Source organism: uncultured Nostoc sp. (assembly GCF_964245575.1).
Lineage (GTDB): Bacteria > Cyanobacteriota > Cyanobacteriia > Cyanobacteriales > Nostocaceae > Nostoc.
The window spans coordinates 1-17369 of sequence record NZ_CAXTNP010000060.1 but is presented as its reverse complement, the minus strand read 5'-3'; the positions used below and the strand labels follow the sequence as shown (position 1 = coordinate 17369).

At 41.5% G+C, this 17369-nt stretch carries 24 protein-coding genes; 18 read left to right on the top strand and 6 right to left on the bottom strand.

Annotated elements, in window-relative coordinates; all coding sequences use genetic code 11:
* Nucleotides 1–91 precede the first annotated feature (91 nt).
* The 7 genes from ACFFAP_RS12095 to ACFFAP_RS12065 all read left to right on the top strand — a co-directional run bounded on the left by ACFFAP_RS12095 (nucleotide 92) and on the right by ACFFAP_RS12065 (nucleotide 2470).
* Nucleotides 92–637, top strand: coding sequence for a WGR domain-containing protein (locus tag ACFFAP_RS12095; RefSeq protein ID WP_375511445.1), 546 nt, complete (start codon nucleotides 92–94; stop codon nucleotides 635–637).
* Nucleotides 638–708: 71 nt separating this feature from the next.
* On the top strand, nucleotides 709–978 hold the full coding sequence (locus ACFFAP_RS12090) for a hypothetical protein (protein WP_375511444.1): 270 nt from the start codon (nucleotides 709–711) through the stop codon (nucleotides 976–978).
* Nucleotides 979–1092: 114 nt separating this feature from the next.
* Nucleotides 1093–1290 carry a hypothetical protein gene (locus ACFFAP_RS12085; RefSeq protein WP_190964287.1) on the top strand — a complete coding sequence of 66 codons (198 nt, stop codon included), beginning with the start codon at nucleotides 1093–1095 and terminating at the stop codon, nucleotides 1288–1290.
* On the top strand, nucleotides 1287–1631 hold the full coding sequence (locus ACFFAP_RS12080; protein ID WP_375511443.1) for a hypothetical protein: 345 nt from the start codon (nucleotides 1287–1289) through the stop codon (nucleotides 1629–1631). The genes ACFFAP_RS12085 and ACFFAP_RS12080 overlap by 4 nt, the downstream gene beginning before the upstream one ends.
* 14 nt (nucleotides 1632–1645) lie before the next feature.
* Nucleotides 1646–1858: a hypothetical protein gene (locus ACFFAP_RS12075; RefSeq protein WP_012413182.1), complete on the top strand. Its 213-nt coding sequence runs from the start codon at nucleotides 1646–1648 to the stop codon at nucleotides 1856–1858.
* A gap of 9 nt (nucleotides 1859–1867) precedes the next feature.
* Nucleotides 1868–2080, top strand: a complete 213-nt coding sequence (locus ACFFAP_RS12070) for a hypothetical protein (RefSeq protein ID WP_375511442.1) — start codon at nucleotides 1868–1870, stop codon at nucleotides 2078–2080.
* A gap of 33 nt (nucleotides 2081–2113) precedes the next feature.
* The gene (locus tag ACFFAP_RS12065; protein ID WP_375511441.1) at nucleotides 2114–2470 is read left to right on the top strand and encodes a hypothetical protein; all 357 of its coding nucleotides are present in this window, start codon (nucleotides 2114–2116) and stop codon (nucleotides 2468–2470) included.
* Between the two features lie 228 nt (nucleotides 2471–2698).
* Here ACFFAP_RS12065 and ACFFAP_RS12060 read toward each other — a convergent pair whose 3' ends face one another.
* Both ACFFAP_RS12060 and ACFFAP_RS12055 read right to left on the bottom strand, forming a co-directional pair.
* Nucleotides 2699–3364, bottom strand: a complete 666-nt coding sequence (locus tag ACFFAP_RS12060; protein WP_375511440.1) for a glutathione S-transferase family protein — start codon at nucleotides 3362–3364, stop codon at nucleotides 2699–2701.
* Nucleotides 3365–3697: 333 nt separating this feature from the next.
* Nucleotides 3698–3937 (bottom strand): hypothetical protein, encoded by a 240-nt coding sequence (locus tag ACFFAP_RS12055; RefSeq protein ID WP_375511439.1) that lies wholly within the window; start codon nucleotides 3935–3937, stop codon nucleotides 3698–3700.
* A 148-nt stretch (nucleotides 3938–4085) separates the two neighbouring features.
* On the opposite strand from ACFFAP_RS12055, the gene ACFFAP_RS12050 reads away from it, so the two are divergent.
* The 10 genes from ACFFAP_RS12050 (at nucleotide 4086) to ACFFAP_RS12005 (ending at nucleotide 9806) form a co-directional block, all read left to right on the top strand.
* Nucleotides 4086–4529 (top strand): hypothetical protein, encoded by a 444-nt coding sequence (locus ACFFAP_RS12050; RefSeq protein WP_375511438.1) that lies wholly within the window; start codon nucleotides 4086–4088, stop codon nucleotides 4527–4529.
* Nucleotides 4526–5038, top strand: coding sequence for a hypothetical protein (locus ACFFAP_RS12045; RefSeq protein WP_375511437.1), 513 nt, complete (start codon nucleotides 4526–4528; stop codon nucleotides 5036–5038). The genes ACFFAP_RS12050 and ACFFAP_RS12045 overlap by 4 nt, the downstream gene beginning before the upstream one ends.
* Nucleotides 5039–5103: 65 nt before the next feature.
* Complete coding sequence (locus tag ACFFAP_RS12040) at nucleotides 5104–5424, top strand: hypothetical protein (RefSeq protein ID WP_375511436.1); 321 nt, start codon at nucleotides 5104–5106, stop codon at nucleotides 5422–5424.
* A 17-nt stretch (nucleotides 5425–5441) separates the two neighbouring features.
* Nucleotides 5442–5882 carry a hypothetical protein gene (locus ACFFAP_RS12035; protein WP_375511435.1) on the top strand — a complete coding sequence of 147 codons (441 nt, stop codon included), beginning with the start codon at nucleotides 5442–5444 and terminating at the stop codon, nucleotides 5880–5882.
* Nucleotides 5883–5927: 45 nt separating this feature from the next.
* Nucleotides 5928–6293 carry a four helix bundle protein gene (locus tag ACFFAP_RS12030; protein ID WP_340094252.1) on the top strand — a complete coding sequence of 122 codons (366 nt, stop codon included), beginning with the start codon at nucleotides 5928–5930 and terminating at the stop codon, nucleotides 6291–6293.
* A gap of 16 nt (nucleotides 6294–6309) precedes the next feature.
* On the top strand, nucleotides 6310–6600 hold the full coding sequence (locus ACFFAP_RS12025) for a hypothetical protein (RefSeq protein ID WP_375511434.1): 291 nt from the start codon (nucleotides 6310–6312) through the stop codon (nucleotides 6598–6600).
* Between the two features lie 4 nt (nucleotides 6601–6604).
* The gene (locus ACFFAP_RS12020) at nucleotides 6605–8146 is read left to right on the top strand and encodes a hypothetical protein (RefSeq protein WP_375511433.1); all 1542 of its coding nucleotides are present in this window, start codon (nucleotides 6605–6607) and stop codon (nucleotides 8144–8146) included.
* Complete coding sequence (locus ACFFAP_RS12015; RefSeq protein ID WP_375511432.1) at nucleotides 8065–8463, top strand: hypothetical protein; 399 nt, start codon at nucleotides 8065–8067, stop codon at nucleotides 8461–8463. The genes ACFFAP_RS12020 and ACFFAP_RS12015 overlap by 82 nt, the downstream gene beginning before the upstream one ends.
* 65 nt (nucleotides 8464–8528) lie before the next feature.
* Nucleotides 8529–8837, top strand: coding sequence for a hypothetical protein (locus ACFFAP_RS12010; protein WP_375511431.1), 309 nt, complete (start codon nucleotides 8529–8531; stop codon nucleotides 8835–8837).
* A 90-nt stretch (nucleotides 8838–8927) separates the two neighbouring features.
* The gene (locus ACFFAP_RS12005) at nucleotides 8928–9806 is read left to right on the top strand and encodes a DUF4351 domain-containing protein (RefSeq protein ID WP_375511430.1); all 879 of its coding nucleotides are present in this window, start codon (nucleotides 8928–8930) and stop codon (nucleotides 9804–9806) included.
* Nucleotides 9807–9966: 160 nt separating this feature from the next.
* Here the strand turns inward: ACFFAP_RS12005 and ACFFAP_RS12000 are convergent, their stop codons facing one another.
* From ACFFAP_RS12000 to tumA, 3 genes are all read right to left on the bottom strand, one after another.
* Nucleotides 9967–11226 carry an AIPR family protein gene (locus ACFFAP_RS12000; RefSeq protein ID WP_375511429.1) on the bottom strand — a complete coding sequence of 420 codons (1260 nt, stop codon included), beginning with the start codon at nucleotides 11224–11226 and terminating at the stop codon, nucleotides 9967–9969.
* Nucleotides 11227–11445: 219 nt separating this feature from the next.
* On the bottom strand, nucleotides 11446–11829 hold the full coding sequence (tumE, locus tag ACFFAP_RS11995; protein ID WP_375511428.1) for a toxin TumE: 384 nt from the start codon (nucleotides 11827–11829) through the stop codon (nucleotides 11446–11448).
* Nucleotides 11819–12049 (bottom strand): antitoxin TumA, encoded by a 231-nt coding sequence (tumA, locus tag ACFFAP_RS11990; protein WP_190938626.1) that lies wholly within the window; start codon nucleotides 12047–12049, stop codon nucleotides 11819–11821. Before tumA ends, tumE begins: the two co-directional genes overlap by 11 nt.
* A gap of 713 nt (nucleotides 12050–12762) precedes the next feature.
* Here tumA and ACFFAP_RS11985 point away from each other — a divergent pair.
* Entirely contained in the window at nucleotides 12763–16980 is a 4218-nt protein-coding gene (locus ACFFAP_RS11985) for a DEAD/DEAH box helicase (RefSeq protein WP_375511427.1), read from the top strand.
* Between the two features lie 174 nt (nucleotides 16981–17154).
* Here the strand turns inward: ACFFAP_RS11985 and ACFFAP_RS11980 are convergent.
* The coding region (locus ACFFAP_RS11980; RefSeq protein ID WP_375511426.1) for a hypothetical protein at nucleotides 17155–17369 on the bottom strand (215 nt) is incomplete at its 5' end.

The window sequence follows — 17369 nt, the reverse complement described above, 5'->3', positions numbered from 1 at the left end:
AGAGTGAGATTATTGACGATTTAATAACTAATTACAGGTGAATATCTAAAAATTAGATATTCATCTGTTCACTAATTCCAGCATGAAAACTATGGAAACATATCTTGTTTTTGTTGACGCTGTTAACAACAGTAACAAATTCTGGAGTGCGAAAGTTGAAGGCAGTAGTTTGACTGTTGAATGGGGACGAGTGGGTTACAATTCCCAGAAGAAAGTACATTCTCTCTTGAGCCATCAACAGGCTGTCTTTAAGTTTCACAATCTGGTAGCCGAAAAAAAATCTAAGGGCTACAGAGAAAGTCAGCCACAAATGGATGGCGATCGCAGTATTTCAGATATCAGACGAGCGATACAACTATTAAATGCTATACGTCAGGCTGTTGCAAACAGGAACTTTAGTGATAGCTACATACTTGCCCTTAATGAGTATCTGAAAATTGTCCCAACACCATTGGGAATGCAGATAGATCCTTACAGGGTGTACCGAAGAGTTGTAGATGTTGACTATCAACAAGAACTGCTCAATTCTTTACTGGTGAATGAACCTGTAGCTGTTCAGATCAAAGAACCGCCGCAATCTGAACCGAAAACTGTCAGCATCAAGACTATCAGTAAGAACTTCTGGCGGCATTTGTAATTTTAGATGCGTCACTTTGTAAGAGATGCTAAAAAGCTACACTTCATTTTGAAATATTGTTTGGTTAAATTATGGAAATCAAGACTATTGCTGTAACTTACACACGTAAGTTCAATTTAGGTGACTATGAATCTTTAGAGTTAAGTTGCTCCTTATGGGGACAAATTGATCCAGCAGAAGAAGATGCACAAGGGACGACACAATTTCTATTTCAACAAGCAAAGGATTCTGTTAAGGAAGCTGCAATCCCAGTAATTAAAGCTTCTACCCATCAAATGAATAAAGCCAAAATGTACAAGCACTCTGCAACAAATAAATTTGACGACCTTGATAATTTCTAATAACTGAAATTCACCTTTTAAATTCAAAAATACTTTAGTCAAGCATTAATACTGCTTGGCTATTTTTTTTCACCCAGCGCTTTGACCCCCACAAATCACAATAGGAAAGACATCATGCCTAAAAAAGCTAACCCAGTCCCAAAAGACCATTCCCAGTTATGCCTTCAGTACCTCCGCCGTTGCGGTGGCAGCGCTCGATTATGCACTATAAATTTTAGTCTGGGGGTAATTCAAACGTTAGTTAATCGCAATCTGGTAAAAGTGACAAATACAGGTGCAGGATTTTTTGTGGAGTTGGACGAAGTGAAATGAAAATCCATAAAGTAACTCATCAATCATCTTTGCCTTCAAACAATCGTAATAAATTAGTTCTTCGTCGGACTCGAAAAAGATTTAACCCCAAAGTATTCATAGACCGCACGATAGAAACAACTGCAATTGTCTCTCTGCTCTTAACTGGCTTTTCAGGAGTAGTGGCAATGGGATGTTGGGGAATGGAGATTATTGACACAAATGCTAATCCCAACATAATCATCTCTGGTTGGGAGCAACAGAAAAATATTTGCCTGGGTGCAATGTTGGTCAGTTTTTCTGCATTCTTAGGCAGTTCTTTAGTCGGAGCAAGTTTTAGTATTCAACGAGATAAATTTTAGGTTAGTTAACGGTAATGAAAGAGTACAAAACCAAACATGGCGGCTACAAAATTGAGACTGCCGAGTTATCAGATGGCGCTGTGGATGTTCATGTGGGAAAAACAGGTCTGTTAAAAACAACTTGGGCATCACCTTCAACTCAAACTTTTGACAATCATACGCAAGCTGTTCGCCATGCCAAAAATGCTATTGATAACGGCGAAATCGATTCAGTTTTTCAAAGTTAGAACACACCAATGGAAATTAAGCTAACTACTTCAGAAATTCAAGCCATATTGCAAGGGTGTCAATATACACTGCGGCTTATTAGCAGTAGTCAAGATTATCGCAATATCGAATCCTCCGAATACTTTTCTACATTGAATGACGTGGTTTTAAACGATGCTTTCAATATTTTGGGGGAAGTCTTGGATGCAATCGATGATATGAAGCAGATGACTCAACAGTAAACACAAAGAATCTAAATTTAGAAGGGTAAGAAAATGACGTTAACTCTAGAGAATCGCTCTCGAAACAAAGAATCGTCCCTGACGCAAGCATTGCGGCAGATACAGGAGTTAAACTCCAAAATTGCTGTGTTGGAGCAGCAGCATCAAGATTATGTGCAGAAGCAACAAAATCTGATTAGTGCCATTGCCGAAATCTGTGTTTCTCCAATGCAGGAAATACAGGCGCTGCGGATTCTGATTTATCGGGGAGAAGCAGCTTGTCGGCAGTACTTGCGTTCGGTGCTAGTCAAACAGGGTCAGGCTTCAAAAATGACCACAGGACAAATAGAAAAACCCACTTTAGATAAAAGAGCCAAAAACCGGGGTTTTCTGCAAAATTCAAAAAAATGAATTTTCTTTCTCATAGAGGCGCGGAATCATTCAGGGCAAGGGATTGAGCAGACCATGAGACAGTTATTTTAACGGGATTACTAGGGTTTTGAGCCTCATCGAAATCATCCGCGTGTCTCAAAACCTTGATGCTACCGTGTTTGAGGTCGAGCAGAGTCTCATGGTCTGCTTGCTTTTTACTTGACCATACAGCTTCGTCAAGACTATCAAATCTATCTTTTGCGCTATTCAGCTAGTTGGTTGCTGACGCATGAAAACCGCTAATTGAGCGGCAAAAGCACGCTTGAAGGCGGGTCGCGCTTCGCCACGGGCGACATAGGTAGAGAGATTCGGATAGTCGTCGAGCATACCCGATTCTTTCAACCTGAGCAGCACTTCCACCATCATCAGGTCGCCTGCGCTGAATGCACCATCGAGCCAGTCGGCATCTCCAAGGTGACTGGAAAGTTCTAAGAGCCGATTATGGATGCGACCTTCGACGACACGCAGGCGCTGCTCGTACCAAGGCTGCTCGCGCTCTAAGTACGTGGCCATTTCCCGATCAACGATTGGCGGCTCCATCGTGTTAAGTGCGGCAAACATCCATGCGATCGCTCGCGCTCGACTATTGGCATCGTCTGGCAACAGCCCTGTATGGCGCTCCGCGATCTGGAACACGATCGCCCCCGACTCGAACAGGGCGAGATCACCTTCTTCATAAGTTGGAATTTGCCCGAAAGGATGAAGCCCACGGTGCGCGGGTTGCTTCATCTCACTGAACGAAACAAGACGAACGTTGTAAGGTTGGCCCACTTCTTCGAGCGCCCAGCGAACGCGCATATCACGCGCCAGTCCCTTGCCGCCATCAGGCGACCGTTCAAAGGCGGTAATAGTGGGTGTCATTGTCAGGGTCATGGTGATTTCTCCTTTCGATCCAATTTTTTGCTTTGCGTGTGTGTTCTGGCTGGCAAGAACAGCAACTCTAGTAGTACGCCAAGGGAACTTGGCTCTTTTAAGGGGAAGGGTACTGGGTTTAAATCCCAAACCCAGTACCATTTCCCTTTCCCCAGTCTGAAAAAGCGCATTTTTGGGTTGGCAGACTACTAGATATCAGCGTCAAAGCTGGCATTAAAAGCATCGGCGGAACCATTGCAAAAGACAGATTTGACACTATTACCAACAGTGTTACATTTGCGGGGCTTGCATTGCGTCCCCATTTCAAATATCACGTCTTAAAACGTGGATTTCCTACCCCCTATCCCCTGCACCCTCTGATTCAGCTGTACTTTGTGCTTCAGGAATCAAACCCAACTGGTAACGGGCAAGAGTTCCTTGAAGGTGAAGCGCAAATCCTTTTTCCCAAAAGACGCGATGCATTTCTGACTCATTCCATCCTTCCATTGCTTGAACTCGCTTTGCGGCTTCATACAACGGCTCTGGAATAGAAACTCCAGTCTGAACCATTTTTGGTGTAGTTTTCTTAGGCATTTTCTCCTCGACAATAACGCTTACCTAACTTTACCCCTATAGTTCTATGTTTTTGTCGAGAATTTTTTCAGAATAATAACTTATCTATAGGGTTATAGATAAGTTATTTATGCTAATCTAGAATTGCAAAGATGTTACGGCTGTTTCTATGGCAGGAACAATTCTGAGGAACGAATATGAAAAAATTGTTGGTCAAGTTAGTGATTACACTTGGCCAAGAATTCTTCGTCGATTAGAGATATCTGATACCAATACCAAAGCAGGGGTAATTCTGCTGGTGAGAGCTTATGCTCAACTAAAGCTTTTAAACCCCAATCGCACCATTCGATTATCAGATGTTCAACGCTACGAATTTATTTGTTCAAACTTGCCACAATTGTCATGCAACGGCGCTCAACTCTTTGAAGCATTACAAAGACTAGAACCGCGACCATCCAAGCCGACAATTTACAGATGGGGTCAAGAAATTGGAGTGCCATTTTCTGTAGATAAGATTTACACCGAATCTGAAATTCAGCAATGGGTCAAAAAAATTGCTTCTCAAACTAAATTCAAATTTCGTCAACCTAAATCAATAGGAGCCACTTTATGAACGATTTACAAGAACTTCTCATTGCTAATGGAATCGAAATGAGTTCTGAAGAACTACGCTTGTACTTACAAAAGAAAGACGTAGATCCCGATGCGATTACTGAGGCAGAAATTATTGCCATCTCTGACGAACTTGTGGCACTCAAAAAAGCTAGTAATTTAATTGTTTCTAGCAATGGTAAAACAGCTAAAACTACCAAACGTACTGCCAAAACCAATAAAGCTCAACAGAGCATGAGTGATTATAAAACTTCACTTGCCAATCAAGCCAAGCAGTCGTTAGCAGAGATACAGTCATTTAATTCTGCAATTACCCAAGGTACACGCGAGTTTGCCCACAAGGAGGCAGTTGAAACAATCGAGACTTTAGCTAATGTGTCTAACGAGTATTTAGCAGAAGTAGCACAGTTCGCCAAAGAATTCCAGGGAGAACCAGAAGCCTTTTTTCGGTTCGGTCAGGAGATTACATCGCTCTATCTCTCTGCTGGCAATGCAGATGCGACCGAATAAATTCATTGGATTAGCAGCAGTACTCAATCTGCTGCTATTAACCCTCGTCTTGGGCGTGGCAATATATGGAGCAACAAGAGCAAACCCATCGCAAAGCATTAAATATTCACCTGAAGAAGGACGGCGAGTTGAGTCTGTCCGGCTTAACACTAGAAAACCTGACAACAGAAGAATTTCTGGTAGTCCAGCAAATTATTGATGAGTCGAGAGTGCGATCGCATTCCAATAGACAGATTGAGGAGTTAATGCAACGGGGAATGATGGCTCAAACTGCGATCGCAGCAATAACAGTTTTGATGTTTTCATTCATGGGGATATATGGCATAACCCGATATATCGGCTCACAAGTTCAACAAGTTCAGCAGACTTATACCAATTTTAAGTAGTTAGAGAGGAGAGGAGAATGTTAGGAAAATGGCTTCCTGGTTTATTCGGCGGTAAAGGTGATGGAGTAGTATCAACAGATTTAAGGGTTGGGGATGCTACCCAAATTGAGGGTAATTTACCTTCATCAATCCGCGATCGCTACACATTGCCAGCTTACACTACAGCAAAGCAGGTTCTTGATGAAGCAGAAGTGGCTGGCACTCTAAAAGCACAGAAGTGGTTGCACACTAAATTTTCCCGGCACAGGCTCAAGCAGTTGCAATCCTTGGCAGAGATGTATAAAAACCAATTGGCATATTCGAGTGAAGCCATGAAGGTTGAGGAGGATTTGCAGCGAACCAGGGCGTTACATGGGGAGGCGGTGATCCGTCATGCCTTTGGTTCCCAGGAACAACAACGTCAGTTGGGGGGATACGAGAAAGCATTTGATGAAGTGGGTGATAGTTTCAGGTTCTGAATCAGGAGTCAGGAGTCAGAAGTCAGGAGTCAGGAGTCACAACAAATGAGACAAGCAGCAAGAACATTCCAAGATTTAATAGTTTGGCAAAAAGCGCATCGGTTTGTTTTATCAGTGTATCGAATAACTAATGAGTTTCCTAAATCAGAAATATATGGACTTACATCACAGTTTAAAAGAGCAGCAATTTCTATTCCAGCAAATATTGCGGAAGGCTTTAAGAAAAAAGGAGTAGCAGATAAAGCGAAATTTATGAATATTGCTCAAGGCTCTTTAGAAGAGTGTCGCTACTATCTAATCCTCTCCAATGATTTGAAATATGGTGATATGTCAGAATTAATGCTCCTACTTGAAGAAGTTAGTAAACTACTTACAAGTTATGCTAATTCCCTTCTGACTCCTGGCTCCTGACTTCTGAATTCTGGTTATGCAAAGTATCAAGCTCTCTCATATAGGATATGCAGTGTCTGGGGTTGGCTTTTCTATGTTTATGGGTTATTTATCCGTTGCCAGCCCCGTTAGCCGATACATTCTTTGGTTTATTGGCATAATCTCCATCTGCTGCATAGTTCTGGGGTTATTCAACTTTGGCGGTTTAGTCATTAAAGGTTTTGGCTTCAACCGTAAAACTTTCACCATTGGCTTGATGCCTGGAGTGATATTCCTGTTTGTCTTCTTGACTTTAGTTGCAGCCGGTGTTGCGTTGGGGGTGAGATAAGTTTATGCCATTTGAATTACAACGACTAACTGCCAGTGGGGTGATTCATGCAGAACGAACTATCTTATGTTCTTTAGGAGCGAGTGCAGTTATGTGTCTGTCTGCTCCTTTTTTCTTAAATACTGACCGAATAACAACCGGGATGCTGCTTGGTGCTGGAACGCTAAGTGCTGGCTTATTTGGAGTATCTGCCCAAATCAGTGAAGGCAAACAGAAAGTTTATCGCTCTCTACAAGAAGCTGACCTGAAATCACTTAAGCAGCATTTACAAGGTGAGGCTGTTTATGATTATGTTACGACTGCGATCGCTGCCAAACGCAGAGTTGCTGACTATGTGAATCGGCTACCAGTGCAAGAGCGCCCCCGGTGGATTGCTGAATATCAGTTGCAAGGTTTGGTTACACTTCCAGAACCACCAGCACAACAATCACCTTCACCGACTGGTATTCCCAATCCCGATATTGCTGACATCGATGAAGAGTCGGTGCAGTCGGTGATTAATCCGGGTGCAATAAAAATTCTGCAAGCCATCGCAGCTAATTATCCTGAGTACATCAGAATTGATGGTGCTTGGATTGATGAACTGTGTGATGCTGCATCTAATCAAAATATGACTCTTCGCAGCAATCACCATTTTTACCTATCTGGTGGCACACAATCTGGGAAGTCCACTCTAGCAGGCGTGATTATCAACAAAATTGCTGCAAAATCTCAAACACCAGCAATTGTGATTGGCAGTGATCCAAAGGATGATGTCACCAGATGGTTGTGCAAGTTCAGCCGTAAGTTTGACGGCATGAAAGAACTAAAAAACTGGATTACCTTTGCCACAGACCAAATTGACAAGCAGAAAGCCAGAGTATCAATTGTTGGTGGTGAATGTCAAGGCGTTCCCGAATTATTTCTTGCTCAAGATGAGGTGGACTCTGTATTTGGTGGAGGTAAGGGACTTCCAGGAATGGTTGATGCTGACACTGCCAAAGATTTGCAAGGTTTTTGGAACTATATCATCAAATTCACCGCCGGACTTAAAGGACATGGGGTGTTTATGGGCCAGTCCCCGCTCTCTGGAGAAACCGGATTTAGTCGCCCGTCCTTAAAGAATGTCTGTTTTATTGCCACAGGGCAAACATCCTCTTATATTCTTGACCATCCCCAAGACTTTGTAAATGTCAAAAAAGAGATTTTGGAGATGTTACGCCAAGCTTGCGAACTACTAGATAAAGCTGGTGTACGTTATGCCTTAGTAATTCCGACTCGTGGTAATCCCTTCGTTGCTCTAATCCCGGAATTTGATATCAAAGGTCTAGAACAAAAACAGGATTCCAAACCGAATGCTGACACTGTTAATAGTTCTAAAAATAATCAGCAATCCTCACAGCAGCAGGTTGACTGGTATCAAGAAATTAGAAAATGGGCAACAGAATTAGGGAGAAGACCACATTTTCAGGAAATCAAACAAAAGTGGCACGAATTAACGGGGCAAGAGTTAAACGAAAAAGGCGTTACCCTACTGCTGGAAAATCTCGGCTACCCAGACAATTAAACTGGAATGCTCGATATGGTAATCCCAAACAGTACAAGAAACAAGTAGCGATCGCACACAGAAAAACTCACAATTATTGTGTAGTCTGCCTGACTAATAAAAGTGAAGAGATCCATCACGCTTACTACGGCAATGACATTATTGGAATATCAACATTTCCTACGTGCTACCGTTGTCATGATGAGATTTTTCATAGCTCGATTAACTGGATAAAAAGCCGTATTAATCCTGTTTGGGGCAATCGTAACACTGACGAATTTATTACAAGATTGAGGCTGGGATATCAATTACTTTATGGAGGTATCAAACATTTTTAATTAGTTTAATAGTGTCGTTAATTTTCCTAAAAATCAAGTTTTAAGCTAATTGGAGAAGAATTTTTATGTATAACTACGAATACGACAATTTGAGTTTTAAAGAACAATTACACCTGACTGAATCCCTTATCAGACAACGACACAATCAGCAGATGTTCTTGCGGCGAAATGCCCAACTGTTGCAGCAAGAGTTAAACTTTGAAGCTGAATTGTTAGAAGACAATCCAGAGTTAGCCCAAACTATTCACGCTCTTAATATGCGGGAGATTCAGAGTAATCAGCGAGGGCTAGAGAATGTTTTAGGTTCAGAAGGATCAGCGTCAAAGGAGCAAAGTGTTTGGAGTAAGTTTTTTCCGGGATTGGGTGGGAGATAAATTATTAGTGGGGTAAATCTATTTCTCTTGATATTGCCCCTAAAACAGATAAACTATTAGCTAAAGTAAATAAGTTTTGTAGTAATTTAAATGACTCGATTTATTCACGACCAATTTGCTAAAGATTATTTGGAAGAATTACTAAAACCTTATGGAGAAGTAAAAGCTTCTAGCCGTGTAGCTGGTGAAGTTAGAGAAATTGATGTTTTATTTTCTCCTGTCCAACAAGCTAATAATTTAGAGATGCTAGGAATTCTGGGAAAATTTGCAGCTACACCTGCTATTTTTGAACCCTTTCGCAATCCTGCCTCTGAAGAGGAAATCTGTGATTGTTTGCTGAAATTATTGGAAGTAAGAGGTGCTTTCCAACGCGAAGCTAATCGCAATAAAATCTCTATTAAAGAATTAGAAATTCCAAAATTGTGGATACTTTCTCCAACCGTATCTGTGAGAATACTCTCAGGGTTTAGTGCAATCCAAGCATCTAATTGGGTGTCTGGAGTATACTTAATGGGGGAGTATTTGCGAACAGCTATCGTTGTAATTCATCAACTGCCACGTACTCAAGAAACTTTGTGGCTAAGAATTCTCGGTCGAGGGAAAGTACAAAAGCAGGCTATTGATGAATTAGAAGCGCTATCATCTAATCATCCGTTTCGGAAAGCCACACTAGAATTACTGTACAATTTACAGCAGAACTTGGTAATGTCTCAAATTGAAGAATCAGATGATAGGGAGTTGATTATGCGATTAGCACCACTTTATCAGCAAGATAGAGAACAAGCTGTACTGGAAGGAGAACAACGTTTAATTATACGTCTACTAAATCATCGCTTTGGTGAGATTGACTCTTCAGTAATTGAGCGAATTCGAGGTTTATCTACTGACCAATTGGAGACTTTAGGAGAAGCCTTTTTAGATTTTTCATCCCTCACTGATTTAGAAACTTGGTTAGACCAAAATCTCTAAATAAAAAGCTTGTGCTATTATCTCTTGCCTGGAAAGTAGATGCGCTCTTATCAAGGAGGTTTGGGGCAAGGGGGAAAAGCTTCGCCGTGAGCGCAACTTCTCTTCTTAGGCTGCGCCCTAAGCGTAGCTATGCCGCAGGCTTTACGACAAAGATAAAAAGCTATTTGAGAACAGTAGTTGCGCCATCATTTTTCCTTTTTCCCCTCTTGTTTGCACCTTGTGTCACCTTCGATTCTGATTCTTGCTTACTGGAATTGACCATTTTCACCAAGTGCTGATTTAGATAACTCTGCGCTGAGATATACAAACTTTCCCAAATCTCTTGATTGCGGCTGATTTTAGTTCCTACTGTATTTCCGGCTGTTTTCTCCGACACCAAGTATTTACGGAAATAGTTATTCCACAAGTGTTGCAGGAAATCTTCAGCAAATTCGTTAAACGGCAGAATCCATTTATAGTCCTTGTCCAAAAATACCCGATATGATGCGATTATCGGTAGTGCCAGGTCAGTTGGCGCACCAAACCCGAATGAATACTTGCTGTCCGGCAATAACGTCGTTTTTCGTATATCAATTGATGCTAGGTCGTTAGCACCCTTTCTTCTGGGGTTGCTGATATAGTCTTGGATTATTTCGTAGAGTCTTTGCTCTATCCACAGAGCATGAGTCAACAGAGGCAGTAAGGCGGTTAATCTTTCCCTTTCTGCGTCTGTGATGTTACTTGGAAGACTCATTCCTGCGGGGTGCTTGGTTCGTTTATTGCTGTCGGGGTTGTATTTATTTCTGTCGAGGCAGTAAAGGAGCTTCAGCAAATGGGTGACATTGCACTGAGCGTTTCTAGGAGCGCCGCTTTGGTTTTGGTAATAGGCTATTCTAAATTTTCTATCTTCTGCTCTTTCTAACTGGGCTAAATACTGCTTAACGAATTTGTAATCACCTCTGGCGTTGACTTTGGAGCGAGAATCTACAGGCGTTGTAGTATTTGAAGCTAGGGCTATATCTTTGGCTGATTCTTCACTCAATCCGATGTGAATCGTAACTTTTACTCTGGCTTCGGTTAGGTCATATTTGTAATTTTTCGCTTGCTCAAAAGCTAAAATCGTGTGGCCACCGTTGATAATCCCATCGCTACCGCCCTCGTTAGCTTCTAAGACTTCTAGCTCTAGTTCAGTTTTGTTCTTGATAGGTTTAGCTTTATTAGCTGACAAAACGATTCCACTGTGACGAGAGAAGAATTTTCCAGGCTCGGTGGTCAGTGAATCGAACATTTGTCTGTAGGTCGCGCTTTTACGGTTCGGTTCGCGGATGTTCGGTTCTAGCGGCAGGTCTATAGGGAAGGAGTCTACATGGGCAGTGGCGATGATGCAGTTTGGGTTGGCTTGAATATAGTTATCTATCTTGATGTTCCAAGTCTTGGGCATAATTTATTTCTTAATGGAATTAAATTCTATGTTAGCGCTGCTGTAATCTTAATTATTCTCTTTCTTAACTCAGAATAAGCTCCCAAACTAGCCAAATAATAAACATCTCCAATCTATCTGTATTAAACCTGTTATTTACTTGCGTGAAAATTTTATCTAATTTTGATTAGTTTAGAGATAATATACCTTCTTTGGCTCTTAGTACAGGAACTTATCCATCTATTTCAATAATTCGGTTGCTTCTTTTAATACTTGAATAATTTCCGGTTTCTGAGAACTAATTACATCATTTGGTAAATGCTTGTGATGCGGAAAGGTAGAGATATCAGGAAAATGCGGCGTACTATCATAACGAAAAACCAGGCGATTTCGTTCATCCTGAAAATGGTAGCGATAATCAAGAAATTTCAACTGATTGTCTGTGATTACTATAGCTTCGTTAATTTCTAATAAGTGTGTTTGAGCTAATCGCAATCTAATTCTTAAATTAGCCCGTTTTGATGTTAAAATTTCTTCTTCATAACGTTCCACATAAACATTTGGGCATTGAACAATTGCTTGTTCTACTTGATTTAAATAATCAGATAGAATGTTAGGCAGCATAATTCAATCTTTGCTCTATTTCTTGACGCAAAACCAGATAATGGCGGTAATCGTTTGCCCATTCTATAAATAGAACATCATCTGCTAATGTTCCCTGATTATACTGATAAAAAAAATCTTCAGAGTCCATTTTTTGCTGGTTTTCATACACACTGAGTCGCTTGGCAACGGCAACCAAAGCATCTAAGGATGATGTATATTGAATGGTCTGTTTACGCATTTTTTCTCTACTTCAAAATCATCATATTTTGATTATAAGTGAGCGCCACTCCATAATTTCCTCATCGAGCGCTATTAAATTTAGGCAAGTTCTCATTAAATGCTAGCTATTGTGGCGTTGCTGTATCGTCCATTCTGCTGCTTCCAAGCCAACTTGTACTCCCTTTTAACAGCTGCCAGCAGCAAAGCTTGCAAGAATGACAGATACAGTTTAGCAAAATCCCCAACCCCTGCAACAGCGAATCCACAGAGGAGTCACAGCTGGCCACTTGATGCAACTGCCGTAACTTCACACATAACTACTGCTTCATTCACTTTCGTGCGATGGCGTAACCTCGGTTTCGAGACTATGGTAAAATTCGAGACTATGCAGGATAAACTTAGTTAATAATCAAACAAGATTTACTGCAAACACTGCTAGACCAACCAGATTGTGGAAGGGAAACGTTCAAAGTAGATATTTTTCTCCATGCATGAAGGATTAAAATAATTCGTAATTCGTAATGACGCTCTCTACGAGACGCTAAAAGCGAACGAATACTCGCTCATAGCGAAGCCATGCCGAAGGCTTTACGCTAACGTAATTCGTAAGTACAAAGAGCTTATCTTTAACTCGGACAAAAGCTGAATGGTCTGCTTATCGTTCACAATTAGAAGCCGCTCATGGACGGAAACGTAAATTAATGGAATTATTTAAACAACTAAATAAATAATATGATTAATTTGGCAACTGACACCACAAAATTGCAAACAAAACTCGTTGAGAAGAAATACTTCGAGTTACACCCTTCTTTACAAAGGATTATCCAGTTATTTTCGGTAATTTATGCACCGATAGACAAAAATTCATTCGTAAGCTGTCTTAGTAAAACGGACGCTTTAGATGAAAACAATAAACCTTGGAGTACTAAAACCCTCAGTCCCAAAATTGATAAATTGTTAAAAGCAGGCTTGTTAGTGCAAGAAAGCAGACAAGGTGCTGAATGTCACCCATTACTTACAGAAATTGCTACTCGTCATGCTATAAAAACTGAACAGTTTGAAATCCAAGTCATAGCAGTTGAGGAAAAGCTACCTATACGTACTCATTGGAACGATGATTCTCGTCGGATATTTCATAGTTTACGCCAGTGTATTAGAGAAATTCGTATAGGTTTTTATCGCCAAGACCCTAATTTTATTAATAAGCAAATTGAAGATTACGAGAAGTATGGTGATAGCGAAGAAAAAATAGTAATACAAAATATCTTTGAGCAGATATGCAATAACCCATTTGATGCAGATTGGTTGAGTACCTTACCACAAGGATTATATGAAAGTAGCATATCTAGCATCCTCCTAAATTCAGCATTAAAATTGTCTGTGTCGGAAGATGCCTTTACACTGTTAGAAGAAGAATGTTCTTCAACTGGAAGACATTGCTCAGATTATCTGCACCTGATTTTGACAGAACAAATCTTGCTTCGAGGTTGTACCGAAGAAGCACAAGAAAGTCTGGAGCGGATATCGCATGAATATCAAGATAACGCCGCCGTCTTTTGGGGCTGGTTAAGTTTTCTACGGGGGGAGAATGAGCAAGCAATTACTTATTATACAAATGCCCTGAAAAAGCTGAAAAAAGCGACAGGCAAACGCCAAATATATTTCAATACAATGGGAGGCTTATTTTTTATCCTCGCGCTGTTAAAAGATGGTTCAACACAACGCCTCAAAGAAGCAGAAGAGTATACCAGTTTGATGTCTCGTCAATCGGATCATTGGCTCAGGTTTATTTATGACAGACTGAAAACAGTGCTGCAAGTACACCAGGGTGATATTACTCAAAAACAATTTGTACTTAGCGCCCATATCTCTTCAGTAGAAGAAGAAAATAGCTTACAAACATTGTTTTGTTCCCTATGCCTTTACTGGATGGATGCTGAGGGTGCTAAAAAACGCTTACCTAATTTATTAGAACCATTGTATCGGCGATCGCTCGCCTCTGGTTATCACTGGTTGGCAATGGAAACCGCAGAACTCCTATCCCGGATTAAACCTAGTAGTAAGTATCAAAAAGAAGCAGAAGCACTGCGAGAAGATAGCGGTATTCATTCCATCGTAGACCTAATTCGACCCCAAGAGGCTTGGGAAATGTGCCTCAATGCTTTGGCAAATCTCCAAAAACAACCACAAACATCCCTAAAACCAGAATCCGAACTGCGTTTAGCATGGTTCATTACCTTCTATCCCAGCAGATGTGTATTGCAACCAAAGGAACAGAAAGTTAATGCCAAAGGCGAGTGGAGTAAAGGTCGGCCTATAGCCCTCAAGCGCCTGAGTAGTGGATTATCTGAGTTTGATTACATCACGCCCCAAGATATGCGGGTATGTAATTGTATTGAAGTATATAATGAGGGCTATTATGGCAAAGTTGATTATACCTTCGGTGAAAAAGCCATCTCTGCCTTAATTGGACACCCATTGGTTTTTTGGGAAGATACACCTAATATTCGTGTAGAAATCGTCAAGGGAGAACCGGAATTACTAGTTAAAAAAGAGAAACTTGGTCGCCTCACCTTGGAATTTTCTCCCAAATTACTAGAATCACAAAATATTCTGCATATCAAAGAAACCCCAACCCGGATCAAAGTTATTGAAATTACTGCCGAACACAGACGCATTGCGGAGATTATAGGTAAAGATAATAAATTAAATGTACCTGCCTTGGCCGAAAAGCAAGTTTTGGCAGCTATTAATGCCGTCTCTGGCATCGTCACTGTGCATTCTGACATTGGTGGCGGTTCAGAAGGAGCAGAAGAAGTACCCGCCCAGACTCTGCCCCATATTCACCTTTTACCTGCCAATATCGGTTTGAAAATCACCCTTTTGTCGCGCCCTTTTGCCCAAGGTGGCCCCTACTTCCGTCCTGGTACAGGTGGTGAAACTGTCATTGCCGAGATTGAGGGTAAACGTCTCCAAACTAGACGAAATCTATCCCAAGAGAAGCAACTTGCCGCCTACGCTGTAGCCGCCTGTCCTACCTTGGCTCAAAGTGAAGAACAAGATGGTGAATGGGTAATAGTTGACCCAGAGGAATGTTTAGAACTACTGCTAGAACTGCAAGCGCTGGGAAATAAAGTAGTCATGGCATGGCCAGAAGGAGAAAAGCTGCGTGTTAGCCATAATGCTGACTTGAAAGACTTTAATTTATCAATTCAACGTCAGCAAGACTGGTTTGCAGCCACAGGGGAGTTGAAATTGAATAATGACCTAGTGCTGGATATGCAGCAACTACTAGAACTACTGGAGAAAACCCCCAGCCGTTTTATCCCCCTTGGTGATGGTCAATTTTTGGCTTTAACTCAAGCTTTTCGGAAACGCCTTGACGAATTGCGGATGTTTTCGGAAAATCATAATAAAGGTATTCGTTTTCACCCCTTAGCAACATTAGGGTTAGAGGATTTTGTCGATGAGGTAGGTAAGGTAAAAGCAGATAAACACTGGAAGGCACATAGAGAGCGTCTCAAGGAAGTGCAGAACCTCCAGCCAGAACTGCCATCTACGCTTCAAGCAGAACTACGTGACTACCAGATGGAGGGTTTTTGTTGGCTGGCGCGTCTGGCACATTGGGGTGTAGGAGCTTGTTTGGCAGACCAAATGGGACTCGGTAAGACCTTGCAGGCATTGGCGGTCATTCTCAGAAATGCCTATGAAGGGCCAACCCTAATTATTGCCCCAACTTCTGTGTGCATGAATTGGGTGAGTGAAGCGCAAAAGTTTGCCCCAACTCTGAATATTATTCAATTTTCTGGTGCTAACCGCCAAAAATTACTCTCTGGTTTACAACCGTTGGATATGTTGGTATGCAGCTATGGTTTATTACAGCAGGAAGAAGTAGCGCAAATGCTTTCTGGTGTACAGTGGCAAACCATTGTTCTGGATGAAGCCCAGGCGATTAAAAATATGACTACTAAACGTTCTCAGGCAGCCATGAACCTAAAATCTAATTTTAAGTTGCTGACTACTGGGACTCCGATTGAGAATCACCTGGGTGAGTTGTGGAATTTGTTCCGTTTTATTAATCCTGGGTTATTGGGTTCATTTGAAAGCTTCAATCAACGCTTTGCTACCCCCATTGAAAAGTATCAGGATAAACTTGCACGTAATAAACTCAAAAAACTTATTCAACCATTTCTGTTACGGCGCACAAAAAATCAAGTACTAGAAGAGTTACCATCTCGTACCGAAATTCTCCTTCATGTGGAATTAAGTCGAGAGGAAAAGGCATTCTATGAAGCGTTGCGCCGTCAGGCCATATCTAAACTTACCGAAAGTGATGCAGAAGCAGGAAAGAAACATTTGCAGGTTTTGGCTGAGATTATGAAACTGCGTCGTGCTTGCTGTAATCCTAGTTTGGTTATGCCTGATACGGAATTATCCAGTTCCAAGTTGCAACTTTTTGGTGAAGTATTGAGTGAACTGCTGGAAAATCGTCATAAAGCGTTAGTGTTTAGTCAGTTTGTTGACCATTTGCACATCATCCGCGATTACCTCGAACAGCAAGGTATTAATTATCAATATTTAGATGGCAGTACTTCAGTGGCAGAGCGCAAAAAACGGGTCGATGCATTCCAAGCTGGTTCAGGGGATGTCTTTCTGATTAGTCTCAAAGCAGGGGGGACAGGACTTAATCTGACTGCGGCTGATTATGTGATTCATACAGACCCTTGGTGGAATCCCGCTGTGGAAGACCAAGCCTCAGACCGCGCCCATCGCATTGGGCAACAACGCCCTGTTACTATTTATCGTCTAGTAGCAAAGGATACTATTGAAGAAAAGATTGTGCAATTGCATCAACACAAGCGAGATTTGGCAGACAGCCTCTTGGAAGGTGCTGATATCAGTGGCAAGATTTCGACGGAAGCCTTGTTACAGTTGATTAGTGAAGGATAAGCGAGCAATACCGATATTTTCAGCAGTTAGCAGAATCGCTCACTCTTATTCAACGTCGAGTCCAAAGCCTTCATGATTGATGCTGGAAAGGAATTGTAAAACGTAGCGATCGCTTTAATGGTTTGGTTAAACACACTCCCCCTACAGCGATCATCTTTTCCTTGAGACAACAACTTATCCTGCAATACCCTTCCCACTCTTGTAGTTCATCGCTCTAGGTTTCCTCTTGCCGATAGGAACTACTGTTGATCTCTTGGGAGGTTGAGGAGGACGGCATTTCTCGCAATATAGAGGTCGAACCCCAAAGGTTTCTCGTTGTGTGGGTTGTTCGCATTGCTTACATACGAAGTTAAAAACGCGAGTATGAATTTCCCGCTTGTGCGCTCTGA

Coding starts and splice junctions, on each gene's coding strand:
- ACFFAP_RS12095 (WP_375511445.1), top strand. CDS start 92: ATGGAAACATATCTTGTTTTTGTTGACGCTGTTAACAACAGTAACAAA.
- ACFFAP_RS12090 (WP_375511444.1), top strand. CDS start 709: ATGGAAATCAAGACTATTGCTGTAACTTACACACGTAAGTTCAATTTA.
- ACFFAP_RS12085 (WP_190964287.1), top strand. CDS start 1,093: ATGCCTAAAAAAGCTAACCCAGTCCCAAAAGACCATTCCCAGTTATGC.
- ACFFAP_RS12080 (WP_375511443.1), top strand. CDS start 1,287: ATGAAAATCCATAAAGTAACTCATCAATCATCTTTGCCTTCAAACAAT.
- ACFFAP_RS12075 (WP_012413182.1), top strand. CDS start 1,646: ATGAAAGAGTACAAAACCAAACATGGCGGCTACAAAATTGAGACTGCC.
- ACFFAP_RS12070 (WP_375511442.1), top strand. CDS start 1,868: ATGGAAATTAAGCTAACTACTTCAGAAATTCAAGCCATATTGCAAGGG.
- ACFFAP_RS12065 (WP_375511441.1), top strand. CDS start 2,114: ATGACGTTAACTCTAGAGAATCGCTCTCGAAACAAAGAATCGTCCCTG.
- ACFFAP_RS12060 (WP_375511440.1), bottom strand. CDS start 3,364: ATGACCCTGACAATGACACCCACTATTACCGCCTTTGAACGGTCGCCT.
- ACFFAP_RS12055 (WP_375511439.1), bottom strand. CDS start 3,937: ATGCCTAAGAAAACTACACCAAAAATGGTTCAGACTGGAGTTTCTATT.
- ACFFAP_RS12050 (WP_375511438.1), top strand. CDS start 4,086: ATGGCAGGAACAATTCTGAGGAACGAATATGAAAAAATTGTTGGTCAA.
- ACFFAP_RS12045 (WP_375511437.1), top strand. CDS start 4,526: ATGAACGATTTACAAGAACTTCTCATTGCTAATGGAATCGAAATGAGT.
- ACFFAP_RS12040 (WP_375511436.1), top strand. CDS start 5,104: ATGGAGCAACAAGAGCAAACCCATCGCAAAGCATTAAATATTCACCTG.
- ACFFAP_RS12035 (WP_375511435.1), top strand. CDS start 5,442: ATGTTAGGAAAATGGCTTCCTGGTTTATTCGGCGGTAAAGGTGATGGA.
- ACFFAP_RS12030 (WP_340094252.1), top strand. CDS start 5,928: ATGAGACAAGCAGCAAGAACATTCCAAGATTTAATAGTTTGGCAAAAA.
- ACFFAP_RS12025 (WP_375511434.1), top strand. CDS start 6,310: ATGCAAAGTATCAAGCTCTCTCATATAGGATATGCAGTGTCTGGGGTT.
- ACFFAP_RS12020 (WP_375511433.1), top strand. CDS start 6,605: ATGCCATTTGAATTACAACGACTAACTGCCAGTGGGGTGATTCATGCA.
- ACFFAP_RS12010 (WP_375511431.1), top strand. CDS start 8,529: ATGTATAACTACGAATACGACAATTTGAGTTTTAAAGAACAATTACAC.
- ACFFAP_RS12005 (WP_375511430.1), top strand. CDS start 8,928: ATGACTCGATTTATTCACGACCAATTTGCTAAAGATTATTTGGAAGAA.
- ACFFAP_RS12000 (WP_375511429.1), bottom strand. CDS start 11,226: ATGCCCAAGACTTGGAACATCAAGATAGATAACTATATTCAAGCCAAC.
- tumE (WP_375511428.1), bottom strand. CDS start 11,829: ATGCTGCCTAACATTCTATCTGATTATTTAAATCAAGTAGAACAAGCA.
- tumA (WP_190938626.1), bottom strand. CDS start 12,049: ATGCGTAAACAGACCATTCAATATACATCATCCTTAGATGCTTTGGTT.
- ACFFAP_RS11985 (WP_375511427.1), top strand. CDS start 12,763: ATGATTAATTTGGCAACTGACACCACAAAATTGCAAACAAAACTCGTT.